This is a genomic window from Geodermatophilus sp. SYSU D00703 (assembly GCF_054050155.1).
Genome location: NZ_JBJGYU010000001.1, coordinates 652,626 through 667,749, shown reverse-complemented (window position 1 = coordinate 667,749; position 15,124 = coordinate 652,626). Strand labels below are relative to the sequence as shown.

Here is a 15,124-nt window from a genome sequence, read left to right as displayed (position 1 = left end):
GACGATCACGTCTCCCGCGCTTCTCCGAAACTGCTCGGCCGCGACCACGCCATCGCGAAGCAGGACGGCGCGAGCGGCATCGGTCCGCGCCGCCGGTACACCGAGGGCGGCTCTCCCACGACGTCCCGGAACACCCGGCTGAACGTGCCGAGGCTGCTGAACCCGACGTCCATGCAGATGTCGGTGACGCTGCGGTCGGTGGAGCGCAGCAGGAACATCGCCCGCTCCACCCGGCGCCGCTGCAGGTAGCGGTTGGGCGTCTCCCCGAAGGTGGCGCGGAAGGTCCGGATGAAGTGCGCCTCGGACACGTGCGCGATCCGCGCCAGGGTCGGGACGTCGAGGGGCTCGGCGTAGGCGCGGTCCATCGCGTCCCGGGCCCGCAGCAGCCGGCGGTTGGCGTCCTCGGCGGCGGGCACGACCCGCATCCCACCACGCAGCGGTCAGATCGAGACGCCGCGCTCCTCCAGCCACGGCACCGGGTTGACCCGCTCGCCGTCGATGCCGCCCTCGTGCACCTCGAAGTGCAGGTGCGGGCCGGTGGACTGGCCGCGGTTGCCGAGCAGGGCGATGGTCTCCCCCGCCTCCACGAACTGGCCGGGCTCGACGAGGATCTCGTCCATGTGGCCGTAGACGGTGACGTCGCCGTTCTCGTGGAGGACGTAGACGGCCAGGCCGAACCCGCTGGCCGACCCCGCCCGAAGGACGACGCCGTCCATCGCCGCGTACTCCGGCGTCCGCATCGGCGCGGCCAGGTCGATGCCGTAGTGGAAGGTGCCCCAGCGCCCGCCGTACCCGCTGGTGAACCGGGCGCCGGAGACCGGGAGCACCGCCTTGGGCCGGGCGGCCTCGCGCGCCGCCTCGGCGGCGGCCGCCTCGGCCGCCGCCCGCGCCGCGCGGGACGCGGCCACCTCCGCCAGGCGGGCCTCGGCCTCGGCGACGGAGATCGACGCCTGCGGGAGCAGCTCGAGGTCCTCGTCGGCGGTGACCAGCCCCTGCTGCGCGGCGAGCACCGACGTGGACTCGGCCGCGGCGTCCGGCACACCGGCGACCCCGGTGACCCCCGCGATCACGCCGCCGGCGACGACCGCGGCCAGCAGCAGCGGCGCCCGGCGCGGTCCGCCGGTGCGCCGTGCCGCGACTGCGGCGGCTCCGGACCTGCAGGCGACCGACCGGTCGCCGGTGGTCGTGGCGCGACGTCGACCGGCCATGCACCTACCCGTCTCGTGGGGGAAGAACGCCCGTCGCCGGGCCAGATGGGGCGCCGCCGATACAAACACTCCGTGACGCTTTCGTGACCCTCCGATCGGCGCGTCATCCGGGACACGCCGCTGTGCTCCTCCCCACACGTCCCACCCGTCCCAGGCGCCCCGGTCCCCGCCCGGGCGGTGTTCTGCATCCATCCGGCAACGGAACGGCGCGCTCCGATTCGACGGGTCCCGGTTTCGCGTGTACTTGTTGTCGTCGCCGCACCACCCGGACGACGTCGATCGCCGCCCGGGCCAGCACCACTGGCGAGGGGGCGCCCACCGCACGAGAAGGACCGATGCCGCATGACCAGGCGGGACCCGCAGCCGCGCGCGAGCGACGAACGTCGCCGCCGGTGAAGATCGTCTGGTTCAGCTTCCGCGGCCTGTTCGCCGACAACCCCCGTGCCCTCTACGAGGCCCTGCTCGGGCGCGGTGTCGAGGCGACGCACACCTGGCTGTGCACGGAGGCGACGCGGAACTCCTTCCCGGCCGGGGTGGAGACGGTCCTCTACGGCACCCCCGAGGCGCGGGCGGCCCTCGAGTCGGCCGACGTCGTCGTCGCCAACGACTGCGTGTCGATGCTCTGGGACAAGCAGCCGGGCACCACCTACCTGCAGACGTGGCACGGCACGCCGCTCAAGCGCATCCACCACGACGTCCAGCCGGCGCGGCCAGGGTGGCTGGACAAGGCCGACCTCGACGTCGCCCGCTGGGACCTGCTGCTGTCGCCCAACCCGTACAGCACCGAGCGGCTGCGCGGCGCCTTCCGCTTCCCCGGCCCGGTCCCCGAGACCGGTTACCCGCGCAACGACGTCCTCAGCAGCCCGGACCGTGACGCGGTGCGCGCGCGGGTGCGTGCCCGCCTGGGCATCCCCGACGGGACGACGGCGGTGCTCTACGCCCCCACCTGGCGCGACGACCTGGTCCTCGACGGCGACGGCGGGCGCGACTTCGAACTGCCGATCGACCTGGCCGACTTCCGCGACCGGCTCGGCGAGGACCACGTGCTGCTGGTCCGGCTGCACAACATCGTCGCCGGCCGGCTGGAGCTCGACCCGGGCCTCCCTGTCGTCGACGTCTCGGCCGACCCCGACATCTCCGGGCTGTACCTGGCCGCCGACGTGCTGGTCACGGACTACTCGTCGTCGATGTTCGACTTCGGCGTCACCGAGAAGCCGATCCTGCTCTTCACCTACGATCTGGAGCGCTACCGGGACGACCTGCGCGGGTTCTACGTGGACATCGTCGACGTCGCGCCCGGGCCACTGCTCAGGACCAGCAGGGATCTCGTCGACGCCCTCCGGGACGTCGACGAGATCGTCGCGAGCTGCGCCGACCGCTACGCCGGCTTCCGGGCGACCTTCTGCGCACTGGAGGACGGGCACGCCTCCGACCGCGTGCTCGACCTGCTCTTCGCGTCCGGCGAACCCGCCGGGCGCGCCACTGAGGAAAGGGGATGACTGTGCGGACCCACGACCGAGCCCTGACGAGCGCTCTGCGAGATCTGGGCCGCCCGCCGGCGCCCCGGCTCCTCCATCCCCCGGTCCAGGTCGTCATCCTGGCCGCCGGCATGGGCACCCGGCTGGGCCGGCCCTGGCCCAAGCCGCTGACCCCGCTCGAGGACGGCCGCAGCATCCTGCAGCGGCAGCTCGACGGCCTGCGGACAGTCCTGGGTCCGGCCGTCGACGTCACCGTCGTCGTGGGCTTCAAGGCCAAGCGGGTCATGAAGGCGGTGCCCGACGTCCGGTTCGCCTACAACCCCGACTACCGCGTCACCAACACCTCGCAGAGCCTGCTCCGCGCGCTCCGCGCGACCGGTGACGGTGGGGTGCTCTGGCTCAACGGCGACGTCGTGTTCGACCCGGCGGTCCTCGAGGCGGCCCTGCCGGCGCTGCGGGCCGACGAGAGTTTCGTCTGTGTCGACACCTCCACCGTCGCCGAGGAGGAGGTCAAGTACACCGTCGACGCCGACGGGTGCATCGCCGAGCTCTCCAAGACCGTCTCCGGCGGCCTCGGAGAGGCGGTGGGCATCAACCACGTGTCGTCGGCCGACAAGCCGGTGCTGGTCGAGCACCTGGCCGCCTGCGCCGCGCAGGACTACTTCGAGCGCGGCATCGAGACGGCGATCCTCGCCGAGGGGCTGCGGTTCCGGCCGCTGGACATCTCCCGCTGGTCCGCCGTCGAGGTCGACTTCGAGGCCGACCTCGAGCGGGCCAACCAGCTGTTCGGCTCCCGCGCCCTCCTGCACCCGCTGGCCGGCGAACCGGCCTGAGGAGGGGGCCGGGTCAGGCGACGGGGAGCGGCTCCTGGGTGGGCCGGTGGTCGGGGCGGCCACCGGCCTCCCGGAACCGGCGGGTCGCGGCGACGCCGCCGACGACGCAGCCGGCGCCCAGGGCCACGAGCAGGGCCACCGCGGCCCGGCCGGGCAGCGCCGGACCGCCGGAGAGCACGTGCGCGGTCCACAGGACGTCGACGTCGGGCAGCCCCTGCACCAGCAGCAGCCAGCCGAGGACGACGGCCAGCAGCCCGGTCATCGCACCGCGCCCGCGCCGGGAGGCGACGAACCCGAGGACGGCCACCCCGACGGCGGTGAGCGCGGGCAGCAGCGCCGAGACGACCGCACCGGCGTGGGAGGAGACGCTCGCCGCCGGCTCCGGCGTCATCACCGCGTGCCACAGCGCGGCGGCCCCGCCGACGAGCAGCAGTCCGCCGAGCAGCCGCGGCCCCCGGGCGACGACCCCGGCGGCGACGGCGACCAGGGCCACCACGGCGTAGAGGGGCCACACCACCCACGGCGAGGGCGGCGGGCTCCAGGTGAGCTCGCCGCGGATCTGCACGGCGGTGCCGGCGTGGGCCATCGGCACGACCCATTCCGACACCAGGTGCTCGCGGGTCGGGTCGGCCGCGACCGCCGGCGGCAGCAGCCCCTCGCTCATCCAGTGCGTGCGGTGGTCGTGCCACACGTACAGCGGCTCCGTCGACACCTGCACCCACTCCGGCTCGGCGTCCGGGTCGGCGTTCTCCGGCAGCGTCGTCCGGCCGTACCGGTCGAGGTTGATGTAGGTGGCCGGGCTGTTGGCGTTGCGCCAGACGCCGTCCGGCCCGATCCGCAGGTAGGGCTCGTCGAAGTAGCCGGGCACCTCGACATCGGCCGCGGTCGGGTTGACGACCTCGAACTCGTCACCGAACGAGAGCACCCGCACCGAGACCCCGGGCATCGCCGGCTCGACGGCGAGCACGCGCGCGTCGAAGTCGCTGCCGGCGGACCCACCGCCGACGTGCGCCTGCGCCGGCCCGGCCAGCAGCAGGGCCGCCATCGCTCCCAGGACGACGACCAGCAGACGGCTCGCCGCGCGGGTCACGCCCCCGCCACCAGCTCGAGGTCGCCGGCGATGTCGCGGCTGGTGTTGCCCGTGTCGAACGCCACGTGCGCCAGGTCGTCGGCTCCGTAGAGCAGCAGCAGCGAGGAGTGCAGCCGGCCCTGCTCCTCGGCCAGCGGAACGCCCGTGGCCAGCTGCGCGCGGTCGATCGCGGCCTGGTCGCCGGTCAGCCCGACGAAGCGGTTGGGCAGGTCGGCGTCGAACCGGCCCAGGTACTCGGCGAGCACCTCCGGGGTGTCGAAGGCCGGGTCGGTGGTGACGAAGACCACCTGCACCTGCTCGGCCAACGCCGGCTCCAGGCCGCGCAGCGCGACGGCGACGTCGGCCATCGTCGTCGGGCAGACGTCGGGGCAGTTGGTGTAGCCGAAGAACAGCAGCGTCGGAGTGCCGGAGGTGACGGTCGCGAAGTCGTAGGCCTGACCGGCGGTGTCGGTGAGGGTGAACGCGGGCCGCTGGTAGGGATCGGGTAGGTCGAGGCCGGCATAGCGGTCCTCGGGGCCCTCGACGACCGCGACGCCGCCGGAGTGGTCGTGCGCCTCGCCCTCCTCGGCGGCGGCGCCACCGCTGCAGCCGGCCAGCAGGAGCCCGGCACACAGCGCCAGGACGGCCGGACGGCTGCGGCGGTGCGGAGTCACGAGGACACGGTACGACGGCCCGCCCGCATCCCGAGGACGACGCCGCCGATGCCCAGGAGCAGCGCGACGACGGACAGGACGAGCGCGACGGTGCCCGTGCTCGAGCCCTCGTCCGCGGCCGCCTCGGTCGAGGAGGCCGGGTCGGTCGCCGTGTCGCTGGAGGCGGGCTCGGCCGCACCGTCACCGGCCGGCTCCTCGGCGCCGCTGGAGCCCGTGGAGCCTCCGGCCAGCGCCAGCACCGGCGCGGGACGCTCCGGCTCCGGCTGACCGTCGACGGTCGGCTCGATCCACGCCGCCTCGGTGCCGTCGCTGTAGGTCTGCACCGTCGGGAAGCTGACCTGCTCGACGTCCGGGATCGGCCCGCCGGAGAGCGCGAACTCGGCGAACTCCCCGGGGCGGATCCCGCCGCCGTCCGCGGCCCGGAACTCGACGACCGAGACGTAACTGGTGACCTGCTCGCCGTGGTTCTCCAGCGGCGTCTCGAGGTCCGACCGGGTCATCGTCACCGTCCAGCCGGGCTCGGCCTCGTAGCGCAGTGACGCCATCGCCGCCTCTTCCGGGATCGAGATGCGCAGCGCCACGGTGCTCGCGGTGTCGCTCTCGTTCGGCACGCGGAAGGTGAGCTTGCCGAAGCCACCGGGTGCGGCGTCGGACGACGAGACGCTCACGTGCGCCGAGGCGACACCGGCCGTCGCGACGGCGGCGGCGAGCGCGGTGAGCAGGGCGAGGACGACTACCCCCAGCCGCGCGAGCGGACGGGGCAGGGATGTGGACATGCTTCTCCTGTCGGATCTGGTGGAGCGGGGTCAGCGCACCGCGAGGGTGGTGCTGGCCGTGCTCGCGGTGAACTCGTCCAGCCGGACGGTGACCGCGAGGGTCCAGGTGCCGGCGCCCGGGATGGCCATCCCGTCGCCGACGTAGTGGCCGGGCCCGCCCGGCTCCAGGGCGACGTCGATCGGGCCGATCTCCTGCTCCGGCTCGGTGAGGGTCACCCGGATGTCGACCGGCTGGGCGAGCTGCCCGGCCTGGTCGAAGAGGTAGACGTGCAGCGTGTTCGGCCCGGCGGTGGCGGGGTCGACCGAGACCTGGACGCTGCCGTCGGTGCCCTCGGCGGTGCGCAGCGGCAGGGTCACGTCCACCGGCTGGGCGACCTCCGCCCGCGCCGGCGGGGTGCCGACGAGCACCGACGACACCGCCAGGACGACGACGGCGATGCCCAGCTCGGCCAGCACCGCGCGGCGCAGCACGGGCCGCTCGACGGCGGCCGCCTCGGCCTGGACCTCGGCACGCGCCCCCGCGGCCGACGCGACGACCGGGTGCGGCTCGGGTCCGGCGGTGGCGGAGAACGCGTGCGCGGTCACCCGGCGGCGCCCGGCTGGCCGGGAGCGGGCGATGCCGAGGTGCTGCTGCACCCACACCCGCGAGATGCCGGCCGCGGCGAGCAGCAGGAGCACCAGGCCGAGCTTTGCCACCAGCAGCCAGCCGTAGGTCGTCGTCACCAGGGCGGCGGGCGAGCCGACCTCGCGCACCGACTGGACGACGCCGGTGACGACCAGCGCGGTCACCGAGCCGGCCGCCAGCCGGGAGAAGGGCGGCAGCGCGCGGGCGAGGTCCGCCGCGGGCGCGTCCTCGCGCAGGACGCCGGCGAGCAGGCCGACCAGGCCGCCCAGCCAGACGGCCATGGCCGCGGTGTGCACGGTGGCCGCCGCGACGGCCAGCACGGGCCAGGCGCCGGCGACCGGGTGCCCGACGGCGGCGGTGGCGACCACCAGCCCGGCCGCGGCGAGGCCGGCGAGGACCGCCACGCTGCGCTCGGGTGCGCGCCCGGTGGCCCAGGACGGCCACAGCGCCAGCAGCAGCGCGCCCGCCAGCACCGCCCGGGCCAGCAGGGTGAGCCCGTTGACCGACGACGCGGTCGCGCCCAGCAGCGCCGGGTCGACCACCGAGCCCAGCCCGCTGCCGGCGGCGTAGGGCCCCTGCAGCAGGAAGGTGACGACGGCGCCCGCGGCCACCGCGACCAGCCCGCCGGTGACCAGGCGGTGCAGCCGCGGCGACGCCCAGCCGGCGGGCCAGCCAGCCAGCAGCAGCACCGGCACACCGAGGCCGAGCGCGAGGCCGGCGTAGCCGAGCCAGCGGGCGACCGGCAGGAGAGCGGCGACGACCGGGTCGCTGTCCGCCTCGCCGGCCGAGCTCCCGGCAGGCACCAGCTCGCCGTCGCCGACGACGAAGGAGTACGCGCCCGAGATCGGGTGCGAGTCGGCCGAGACCACGCGGTAGGTGACCAGGTAGCCGTCGTCGGGCAGCCCGGTACGCAGGGGGACGCTCAGCGTCGCGCCGTCGACCGCTGCGGTGCCGGCGTCGGCCCGCTCGCCGTCGGAGGTCAGCACCCGGGCGTAGCCGGCGCCGAGCGAGACGCCCTCGCTGAACGTGAGGGTCACCTCCGCCGGCACCTCGGCGAGCCGGGCCCCCTCCCCCGGGTCGGTGGAGACGAGCTCGGCGTGGGCAGCGGCGGGTGGCGCCGTCACCACGCCCGCCCCCAGCCAGGCCCCGACCAGGGCCAGCAGCAGGAGCAGTGCCGTGGTCGGCGAGCGGCGCGTCACGCGGCCACCCGCTTCCGCGCGACCGCGGGGACCGTCCGCCGCCGGCGCCGCCGCCAGGCGACGGTCGCCACCAGCGCGACGCCGACGAGCAGGACGAGGTGGGCGACCGCGCGGTCGGCGTGCACGTGGCCGGCCCGCAGGTCGGCGACGGTGAGGACGGCGAGCAGCACGGTGGAGGTGCCGAGGAAGGGCAGCGCACCGGCGGCCAGGCGGGGCGCGGCGGCCACGGCGAGAAAGGCCGCCGCGATGCCGAGGTTCCAGGCACCGGACTCGTGGGCCATGTGCACCGGCGCGCTCATCGCGGCCGCGCCGGAGGAGAGAGAAGGCCAGGCGAACCCGGCCTGGGCCACCCCCACCGCCAGCAGGGCCAGCCGCAGCGCGCTCGCGACGAGCCGCGCGCGGGCGGCCGCCCGGGTCCCCGGCAGCTCGCGCGGCAGGGCGGCCAGGACGGCGGCGGTGAGATCCGGCACAGCCGGCGCCGGCGCCAGCCGGGCCCTCCGCGTGACCAGCTCGGCGCGGGAGACCCAGGTGGCGCACTCGACGCACGAGGCCAGGTGCGCGTCGAGCTCCGGCGTCGGCAGGCCGGGAGTCTCGCCGTCGAGCCGCGCCGAGAGCGCCTCGCGGTAGGGGGTGCACTGCATGATGGGGTAGTCGTCCGTCGGGGCCGGTTGGTTCCCCCGATTTCGGGAGCAGCCCGGACGGCGGTCGACCGGGAGGATGCAGGGCGTGGACGAACTGGAGCGGCTGGCCTCCGCCGCCGTCGACGGCGACCCCCTCGCCGCGGCGGCGCTGGTGCGGGCGACCCAGTCCGACGTGTGGCGGCTGTGCGCCGCACTCGGGGACCGGCAGTCCGCCGACGACCTGACCCAGGAGACCTACCTGCGCGCGTTCGGCGCCCTGCACCGGTTCGAGGGCCGCTCGTCGCTGCGCACCTGGCTGCTCGCCATCGCCCGCCGGGTCTGCGCCGACGCGGTCCGCTCGCGGCGCCGCCGCCGGCTCACCCTCGTCCGCGATGACGCCGACCTGGAGGCGCTGGACCTCGCCGACGGCGCGGACCGCGTGGGCGAGGGCGCCGTCGTCACCGACCTGCTGGCCCGCCTGGCGCCCGACCGGCGCGAGGCCTTCGTGCTGACCCAGCTCCTGGGCCTGCCCTACGCCGAGGCCGCCGAGGTCGCCGGGTGCCCGCTCGGCACCATCCGGTCGCGGGTCGCGCGGGCCCGCGCCGACCTCGTCGACGCGATCGCCGGGGAGGACACCGACGCCGCGCGGGCATGACTCCTGCGTGAACCCGGGGTGAACGGGCACCTATGCTGCCCGACGGCCGTGCGACCGCCAGGCCGGCGGGAGGACGGCCCCCTAGCCGATCGGGAGCCCCACGTCGTGCCCTTCAGCCTGACCCCCAAGGACTCGAGCTTCTACCCCCTGTTCACCGCCTCCGCGGAGAACCTGGTGACGGCGACCGCCGTCCTCAGCGAGTTCATCAACGACCACGCCCGACGCGGCGAGCTGGCCGACCGGCTCCGTGAGCTCGAGCACGTGGGTGACCAGTCCACCCACGCGATCTTCCGGCAGCTGAACTCCAGCTTCGTGACGCCGTTCGACCGCGAGGACATCTACAACCTGGCCAGTGACCTCGACGACGTCATGGACTTCGTCGAGGCCGCCGCCGACCTGGTGATCCTCACCGGCCTGGGCACGCTGCCGGCCGAGATGAACCAGCAGGCCGCCCTGCTGCAGCGGGCCGCCCAGACGACCGCCGAGGCGATGCCCCGCCTACGGACGCTCAAGGACCTCTCCGACTACTGGATCGAGGTCAACCGCATCGAGAACGAGGCCGACAAGCTGTACCGGCGGCTGCTGTCGCGCCTCTACAGCGGCGAGTTCGACGCGCTGGAGATCCTCAAGCTCAAGGAGGTGGCCGACCAGCTCGAGGAGGCCGCCGACGCCTTCGAGCACGTGGCGAACGTCGTCGAGACGATCACCGTCAAGGAGTCCTGACCCGGTATGGACGCCGCCTTCGTCGCGCTGGTCGTCATCGTCCTGGTGGCCCTGGCCTTCGACTACACCAACGGCTTCCACGACGCGGCCAACGCCATCGCCGTGGCGGTGTCGACGAAGGCGCTCACCCCCCGGGTCGCCCTGGCGCTGGCCGCGGTGATGAACCTGATCGGCGCGCTGCTGTCCACGGAGGTGGCCAAGACCGTCGGCGAGGGCATCATCGACCCCCCCGAGGGCACGGAGGGCCTCGAGATCGTCTTCGCCGCGCTGATCGGCGCCATCGTCTGGAACCTGATCACCTGGTGGTTCGGGTTGCCCTCGTCGTCCTCGCACGCGCTGATCGGCGGGCTGGTCGGCGCCGCGCTCGCCGCCGCGCACACCGTCCAGTGGATGGGCGTGCTCGACAAGGTCGTCATCCCGATGGTCGTCTCGCCCATGGTGGGCTTCGGCCTGGGCTACCTGTTCATGCTGCTGCTCCTGTGGTCCTTCCGGCGGGCGCACGTCGCCCGGGCCAATCGCGGCTTCAAGTACGCGCAGATCCTCAGCTCGGCGACGATGGCCCTCGGCCACGGCCTGCAGGACGCGCAGAAGACCATGGGGGTCATCACCCTGGCCCTGTTCACCGCCGGGGAGATCGAGGACTTCACCGTGCCGCTGTGGGTGGTCCTGGCCGCCGCGCTCGCCATCAGCGCCGGCACGTACGCCGGGGGGTTCCGCATCATGCGGACGATGGGCCGCCGGATCATCCAGCTCACCCCGGCCGGCGGGTTCGCGTCCCAGACGGTCGCCTCCACCGTCATGGTCACCACCGCGACGGTCTTCGCCGTCCCGGTCTCGACGACCCACATCACGACGACGTCGATCATGGGTGTCGGCGCCACCCGGCGGCTCTCGGCGGTCCGCTGGGGCGTGGCGGGGAACATCGTCGTCGCGTGGGTGGTCACGCTCCCGGCGGCGGCCGCGGTCGCGGCGGTGGCCTACTTCCTCACCGACCTCGTCGTCGGCTGACCAGCGTTCCTGCGAGGGGCATCGCAGCGAGCGACCAGGCGGCCGCGCTGCAGGGGCCCGGCGCGAGCCTGCGCGCGCTCGGGGGCAGCGGGGTCCTCCAGCGGCGCGCGGAGGCCGACCGATGTCACGTCGGCTGACAGGACCGGCGGCACCCCTCCCCACGGGGCCCGGCAGGCGCGTCCCGCCGGGCCCGTCGCGTCCGGCGGGGACGGCGTCCCGCTGGCTGGGACCAGGCTTGACGTATATCCCGACCGATCTGGTAGACATATCGCCGTGGCGGCGACGACGGTGCTCCTCGTGGGGCGGATCCACGTCGACCTGCTGCGTGTCTGCACCGCCCGCTGTCCGGGCTGCTGACCTCCTCGCGCACTCGCGCGTCCCCCTCCCCCGTTCGTCCCGCGCTGTGCCGCGCCCTGCCGCGCGCCCGCGTCCTCCTCCCCGGATCCGGAGAACCCCCGTGAAGACCCTCGTTCTGCTGGCCCTGGTCGGCCTGGGCGCGCAGCTGGTCGACGGCAGCCTGGGCATGGCCTACGGCGTCACCTCGACCACGCTGCTGCTGGCCATCGGCACCAACCCCGCCGCCGCCTCGGCCACCATCCACCTCGCCGAGATCGGCACCACGCTGGCCTCGGGCCTGTCGCACTGGAAGTTCGGCAACGTCGACTGGCGCGTGGTCGCCAAGGTCGGCGTCCCCGGCGCGATCGGCGCCTTCCTCGGCGCCACCGTGCTGGCCAACCTCTCCACCGAGGTCGCCGCCCCGGTGATGTCGCTGATCCTGCTCGCCCTCGGCGTCTACCTGCTCATCCGCTTCACCCTCCGCGGCGTCGACCGCCGCCACCTGGGCAAGCCGGTCCGCAAGCGCTTCCTCGGCCCGCTCGGCCTGGTCGCCGGCTTCGTCGACGCCACCGGCGGCGGCGGCTGGGGCCCGGTCGGCACCCCCGCCCTGCTGGCCAGCGGCCGCATGGAGCCGCGCAAGGTGATCGGCTCGATCGACACCTCCGAGTTCCTCGTCGCCCTCGCCGCCAGCCTCGGCTTCCTGCTCGCCCTCGGCTCGCAGGGCATCGACTTCGCCTGGGTGCTCGCGCTGCTCATCGGCGGGCTGATCGCCGCCCCGATCGCCGCCTGGCTGGTCCGCCACGTCCCGCCGCGCATGCTCGGCTCCCTGGTCGGCGGCATCATCGTGCTGACCAACACCCGCACCCTGCTGCGCAGCGACTGGATCGACGCCGCCGACCCGGTCCGGTACACCGTCTACGCCATCCTGTACCTGGTCTGGGCCGCCGCCGTCGTCCACTCCTTCCGCGAGTACCGCAAGGACCGCGCCCTGGAGTCCGCCGACGCCCTCGCCGCCGAAGCAGCCCGGCTGCGGGACGAGATCGAGCTGCCGGCCGACGCGGCCGACGTCGCGGATCTCGACCGCAACCTGACCCGGGGCCGGCCCAGCGCACCCCAGGACTGAACGACGCGACAGGGGCCCCGTCCGGCAACCGCCGGGCGGGGCCCCTGTCGCGTGCGGACCCCCAGGTTGTGGCGTCCGCGATCCCCTGGTTGAGGCGTACCTCCCGCCCCCGCCGGTCCGTAGACAGGGAAGCGTGGCAGAGGTGACGGCGTCCCCGCGGGGACGCGACGCGGAACCAGGCTCCTCCCGGTGAGGGCGCTCGTCCTGCTGGCCCTGGTCGGCCTGGGCGCGCAGCTGGTCGACGGCAGCCTGGGCATGGCCTACGGCGTCACCTCGACCACGCTGCTGCTGGCCATCGGCACCAACCCCGCCGCCGCCTCGGCCACCATCCACCTCGCCGAGATCGGCACCACGCTGGCCTCGGGCCTGTCGCACTGGAAGTTCGGCAACGTCGACTGGCGCGTGGTCGCCAAGGTCGGCGTCCCCGGCGCGATCGGCGCCTTCCTCGGCGCCACCGTGCTGGCCAACCTCTCCACCGAGGTCGCCGCCCCGGTGATGTCGCTGATCCTGCTCGCCCTCGGCGTCTACCTGCTCATCCGCTTCACCCTCCGCGGCGTCGACCGCCGCCACCTGGGCAAGCCGGTCCGCAAGCGCTTCCTCGGCCCGCTCGGCCTGGTCGCCGGCTTCGTCGACGCCACCGGCGGCGGCGGCTGGGGCCCGGTCGGCACCCCCGCCCTGCTGGCCAGCGGCCGCATGGAGCCGCGCAAGGTGATCGGCTCGATCGACACCTCCGAGTTCCTCGTCGCCCTCGCCGCCAGCCTCGGCTTCCTGCTCGCCCTCGGCTCGCAGGGCATCGACTTCGCCTGGGTGCTCGCGCTGCTCATCGGCGGGCTGATCGCCGCCCCGATCGCCGCCTGGCTGGTCCGCCACGTCCCGCCGCGCATGCTCGGCTCCCTGGTCGGCGGCATCATCGTGCTGACCAACACCCGCACCCTGCTGCGCAGCGACTGGATCGACGCCGCCGACCCGGTCCGGTACACCGTCTACGCCATCCTGTACCTGGTCTGGGCCGCCGCCGTCGTCCACTCCTTCCGCGAGTACCGCAAGGACCGCGCCCTGGAGTCCGCCGACGCCCTCGCCGCCGAAGCAGCCCGGCTGGACGCCGCGCCGGTCCGGGGCTGACCCCGGCCGCTCAGCGTCCGGCGAGCAGCGCGGCCTCGAGATCGGCAGGCAGGCCGGGCGCGGGCATCCCGTGCGGCGGGGGCGGGAGTTCGTCGACCGTCTGCAGCCATGCCCAGGTGTCGGCGACGGTCTCCTCCAGGGGACGGCTGGGCAGCCCCAGCCGGCGGGCCCGGGTCGTGTCGACGTCCCAGGCGGTGCCGGCCATCTCGGCGGGCAGCCACAGCGGCAGGTGCAGCCACGGCTCGACGCCCGCGGCGAGCAGGTCCGCCTCGGGGACCACCACCCACTCCGCGTCGCTCCCCGTCACCCGGCGGCACAGGTCGAGCAGCCCGCCCAGGGTGGTCATCCCGGCCGGGCCGGTGGCGTTGACCGCGCCGGACTCGCCGCGCTCGGCCACGGCCACCAGCCAGCCGGCGAGGTCGCGGACGTCGACCGCGGCGATCGGCTGGTCCAACCCGTCGGGGACGACCACCCGCCCGCCACGTGCGATCCGCTGCAACCACCAGCCCAGCCGGTGCACGCGGTCGTGCGGGCCGACGATCAGGCCGGCGCGGGCGGTGAGGAAGCGTCCGGCGAGCGCGGCGCCGAGCACCCGCTCGGCCTCGGCCTTGATCGGTCCGTACTCGTCCTCGTCGCTGTCCCAGACCGGTCCGTCCTCGCCGCGGACGGGTCCGGGCGGCCAGTCCCGGTAGGCGTTGAGGCTGCTGACGAAGGCGTATCCCCGGACCGCCGGGGTGCCCAGGGTCTCGGCGGCGTGCCGCGCGGCCGCGCGGGTCTGGCACGAGGTGTCGACGACGAGGTCCGGCGTCCAGCCGTCGAGGGCGGCCGGCAGCGCGGCGGGGTCGTCCCGGTCGCCGTGCAGCGCGCGGACGCCGTCCGGAGGCGCGCCCGAGACGCCGCGGGTGAAGGTGGCCACCTCGTGGCCGCGGTCGAGGGCCGCCGTCGCCACGTGCCGGCCGAGGAAGTGGGTGCCGCCGAGGACGAGCAGTCGCATGGCGACAGCCCAGCCGAGCCGCTCCCCCTCCGTCCAGCCGGTTCGCGGCGGGCGAACCGGCTCAGACGGTCACTGCCAGGCGCGGGACCTGCGGCAGCGGCGTCGACCGGGCGGCGGCCAGCACCATCTGCGGTGAGCGCGGCAGGCCCCGCCGGGTGCACAGCCGCAGCGCCCGGGCCCCGGTGATCACGTCGGTCTCCGGCGGGACGACGAGCAGGTCCGCGCGCCGGGTGCCGCCGTCCCAGCTCAGGCAGACCACGCCCGGGTCCATGCTGCGGAAGCCCCCCGTGCGCACCACCCGGCCGCCGACGGCGACCTTGCGGGGCGCGGCGGTCCAGACGTCGAGCGGGTAGGTGAAGCGCTCGATGCGCAAGCCCCGCTTGTCCAGCGCGGCCACCAGCTCGGGCAGCTCCACCGTCAGGTCGCGGCTGCGCGGGAACCAGGCGCCGTCGAAGGCGTGCTCCCCCGACCCCGCGTCGCTGCGCACGCTCACCCGGACGTCGATGCCGCCCCGGTGCCCCTCGGCCGCCAGCGTCTGCAGGGTCGTCCTCATCAGCGTCGCGCCGCCTTCCGTCGTCGGTTCCCGGCCCGGCTACACGGGCCCGAGGAGAACCTAGGGAGCGGGCCCGGCGGGTGCCGACGTGCGCCGGGTGGGCGGGTTCCCGCCCACCGGCCCGTCAT

At 74.9% G+C, this 15,124-nt stretch carries 16 protein-coding genes; 7 read left to right on the top strand and 9 right to left on the bottom strand.

From position 1 onward, the window contains the following. Positions 1–5 precede the first annotated feature (5 nt). Entirely contained in the window at positions 6–425 is a 420-nt protein-coding gene (locus ACI782_RS03375; RefSeq protein ID WP_456906058.1) for a helix-turn-helix domain-containing protein, read from the bottom strand. A 15-nt stretch (positions 426–440) separates the two neighbouring features. Next, on the bottom strand, positions 441–1,208 hold the full coding sequence (locus ACI782_RS03370; protein ID WP_456906056.1) for a M23 family metallopeptidase: 768 nt from the start codon (positions 1,206–1,208) through the stop codon (positions 441–443). 392 nt (positions 1,209–1,600) lie between these two features. Here ACI782_RS03370 and ACI782_RS03365 point away from each other — a divergent pair, with 392 nt between their 5' ends. After that, the gene (locus ACI782_RS03365; protein WP_456906054.1) at positions 1,601–2,707 is read left to right on the top strand and encodes a CDP-glycerol glycerophosphotransferase family protein; all 1,107 of its coding nucleotides are present in this window, start codon (positions 1,601–1,603) and stop codon (positions 2,705–2,707) included. Continuing rightward, a complete protein-coding gene (locus ACI782_RS03360) occupies positions 2,704–3,519 on the top strand; it encodes a phosphocholine cytidylyltransferase family protein (RefSeq protein WP_456906052.1) in 816 nt (271 codons plus the stop codon). Before ACI782_RS03365 ends, ACI782_RS03360 begins: the two co-directional genes overlap by 4 nt. Positions 3,520–3,532: 13 nt before the next feature. Here ACI782_RS03360 and ACI782_RS03355 read toward each other — a convergent pair whose 3' ends face one another. Genes ACI782_RS03355 through ACI782_RS03335 form a run of 5 tightly spaced genes read right to left on the bottom strand, consistent with a single transcriptional unit; the run spans position 3,533 to position 8,503 of the window. Then, a complete protein-coding gene (locus ACI782_RS03355; protein ID WP_456906050.1) occupies positions 3,533–4,609 on the bottom strand; it encodes a hypothetical protein in 1,077 nt (358 codons plus the stop codon). Then, a complete protein-coding gene (locus ACI782_RS03350) occupies positions 4,606–5,262 on the bottom strand; it encodes an SCO family protein (RefSeq protein WP_456906048.1) in 657 nt (218 codons plus the stop codon). The genes ACI782_RS03355 and ACI782_RS03350 overlap by 4 nt, the downstream gene beginning before the upstream one ends. Beyond that, positions 5,259–6,038 carry a YcnI family protein gene (locus ACI782_RS03345; RefSeq protein ID WP_456906047.1) on the bottom strand — a complete coding sequence of 260 codons (780 nt, stop codon included), beginning with the start codon at positions 6,036–6,038 and terminating at the stop codon, positions 5,259–5,261. The genes ACI782_RS03350 and ACI782_RS03345 overlap by 4 nt, the downstream gene beginning before the upstream one ends. A 30-nt stretch (positions 6,039–6,068) precedes the next feature. Next, positions 6,069–7,862: a copper resistance CopC/CopD family protein gene (locus ACI782_RS03340; protein WP_456906045.1), complete on the bottom strand. Its 1,794-nt coding sequence runs from the start codon at positions 7,860–7,862 to the stop codon at positions 6,069–6,071. After that, on the bottom strand, positions 7,859–8,503 hold the full coding sequence (locus ACI782_RS03335) for a zf-HC2 domain-containing protein (RefSeq protein WP_456906042.1): 645 nt from the start codon (positions 8,501–8,503) through the stop codon (positions 7,859–7,861). The genes ACI782_RS03340 and ACI782_RS03335 overlap by 4 nt, the downstream gene beginning before the upstream one ends. Positions 8,504–8,588: 85 nt before the next feature. Here ACI782_RS03335 and ACI782_RS03330 point away from each other — a divergent pair, with 85 nt between their 5' ends. The 5 genes from ACI782_RS03330 to ACI782_RS03310 all read left to right on the top strand — a co-directional run bounded on the left by ACI782_RS03330 (position 8,589) and on the right by ACI782_RS03310 (position 13,449). Then, complete coding sequence (locus ACI782_RS03330) at positions 8,589–9,137, top strand: sigma-70 family RNA polymerase sigma factor (RefSeq protein WP_456906040.1); 549 nt, start codon at positions 8,589–8,591, stop codon at positions 9,135–9,137. 105 nt (positions 9,138–9,242) lie between these two features. Then, positions 9,243–9,860, top strand: coding sequence for a DUF47 domain-containing protein (locus ACI782_RS03325; protein ID WP_456906038.1), 618 nt, complete (start codon positions 9,243–9,245; stop codon positions 9,858–9,860). Between the two features lie 6 nt (positions 9,861–9,866). Beyond that, positions 9,867–10,868: an anion permease gene (locus tag ACI782_RS03320; protein WP_456906036.1), complete on the top strand. Its 1,002-nt coding sequence runs from the start codon at positions 9,867–9,869 to the stop codon at positions 10,866–10,868. A gap of 457 nt (positions 10,869–11,325) precedes the next feature. Further along, positions 11,326–12,327, top strand: coding sequence for a sulfite exporter TauE/SafE family protein (locus ACI782_RS03315; protein WP_456906034.1), 1,002 nt, complete (start codon positions 11,326–11,328; stop codon positions 12,325–12,327). A 189-nt stretch (positions 12,328–12,516) separates the two neighbouring features. Beyond that, positions 12,517–13,449: a sulfite exporter TauE/SafE family protein gene (locus ACI782_RS03310; protein WP_456906032.1), complete on the top strand. Its 933-nt coding sequence runs from the start codon at positions 12,517–12,519 to the stop codon at positions 13,447–13,449. A gap of 10 nt (positions 13,450–13,459) precedes the next feature. On the opposite strand, the gene ACI782_RS03305 is transcribed toward ACI782_RS03310, so the two are convergent. Both ACI782_RS03305 and ACI782_RS03300 read right to left on the bottom strand, forming a co-directional pair. After that, positions 13,460–14,443, bottom strand: coding sequence for an NAD-dependent epimerase/dehydratase family protein (locus ACI782_RS03305; protein ID WP_456906030.1), 984 nt, complete (start codon positions 14,441–14,443; stop codon positions 13,460–13,462). 61 nt (positions 14,444–14,504) lie between these two features. Further along, positions 14,505–14,996, bottom strand: coding sequence for a DUF5994 family protein (locus ACI782_RS03300; protein ID WP_456906028.1), 492 nt, complete (start codon positions 14,994–14,996; stop codon positions 14,505–14,507). Positions 14,997–15,124 lie beyond the last annotated feature (128 nt).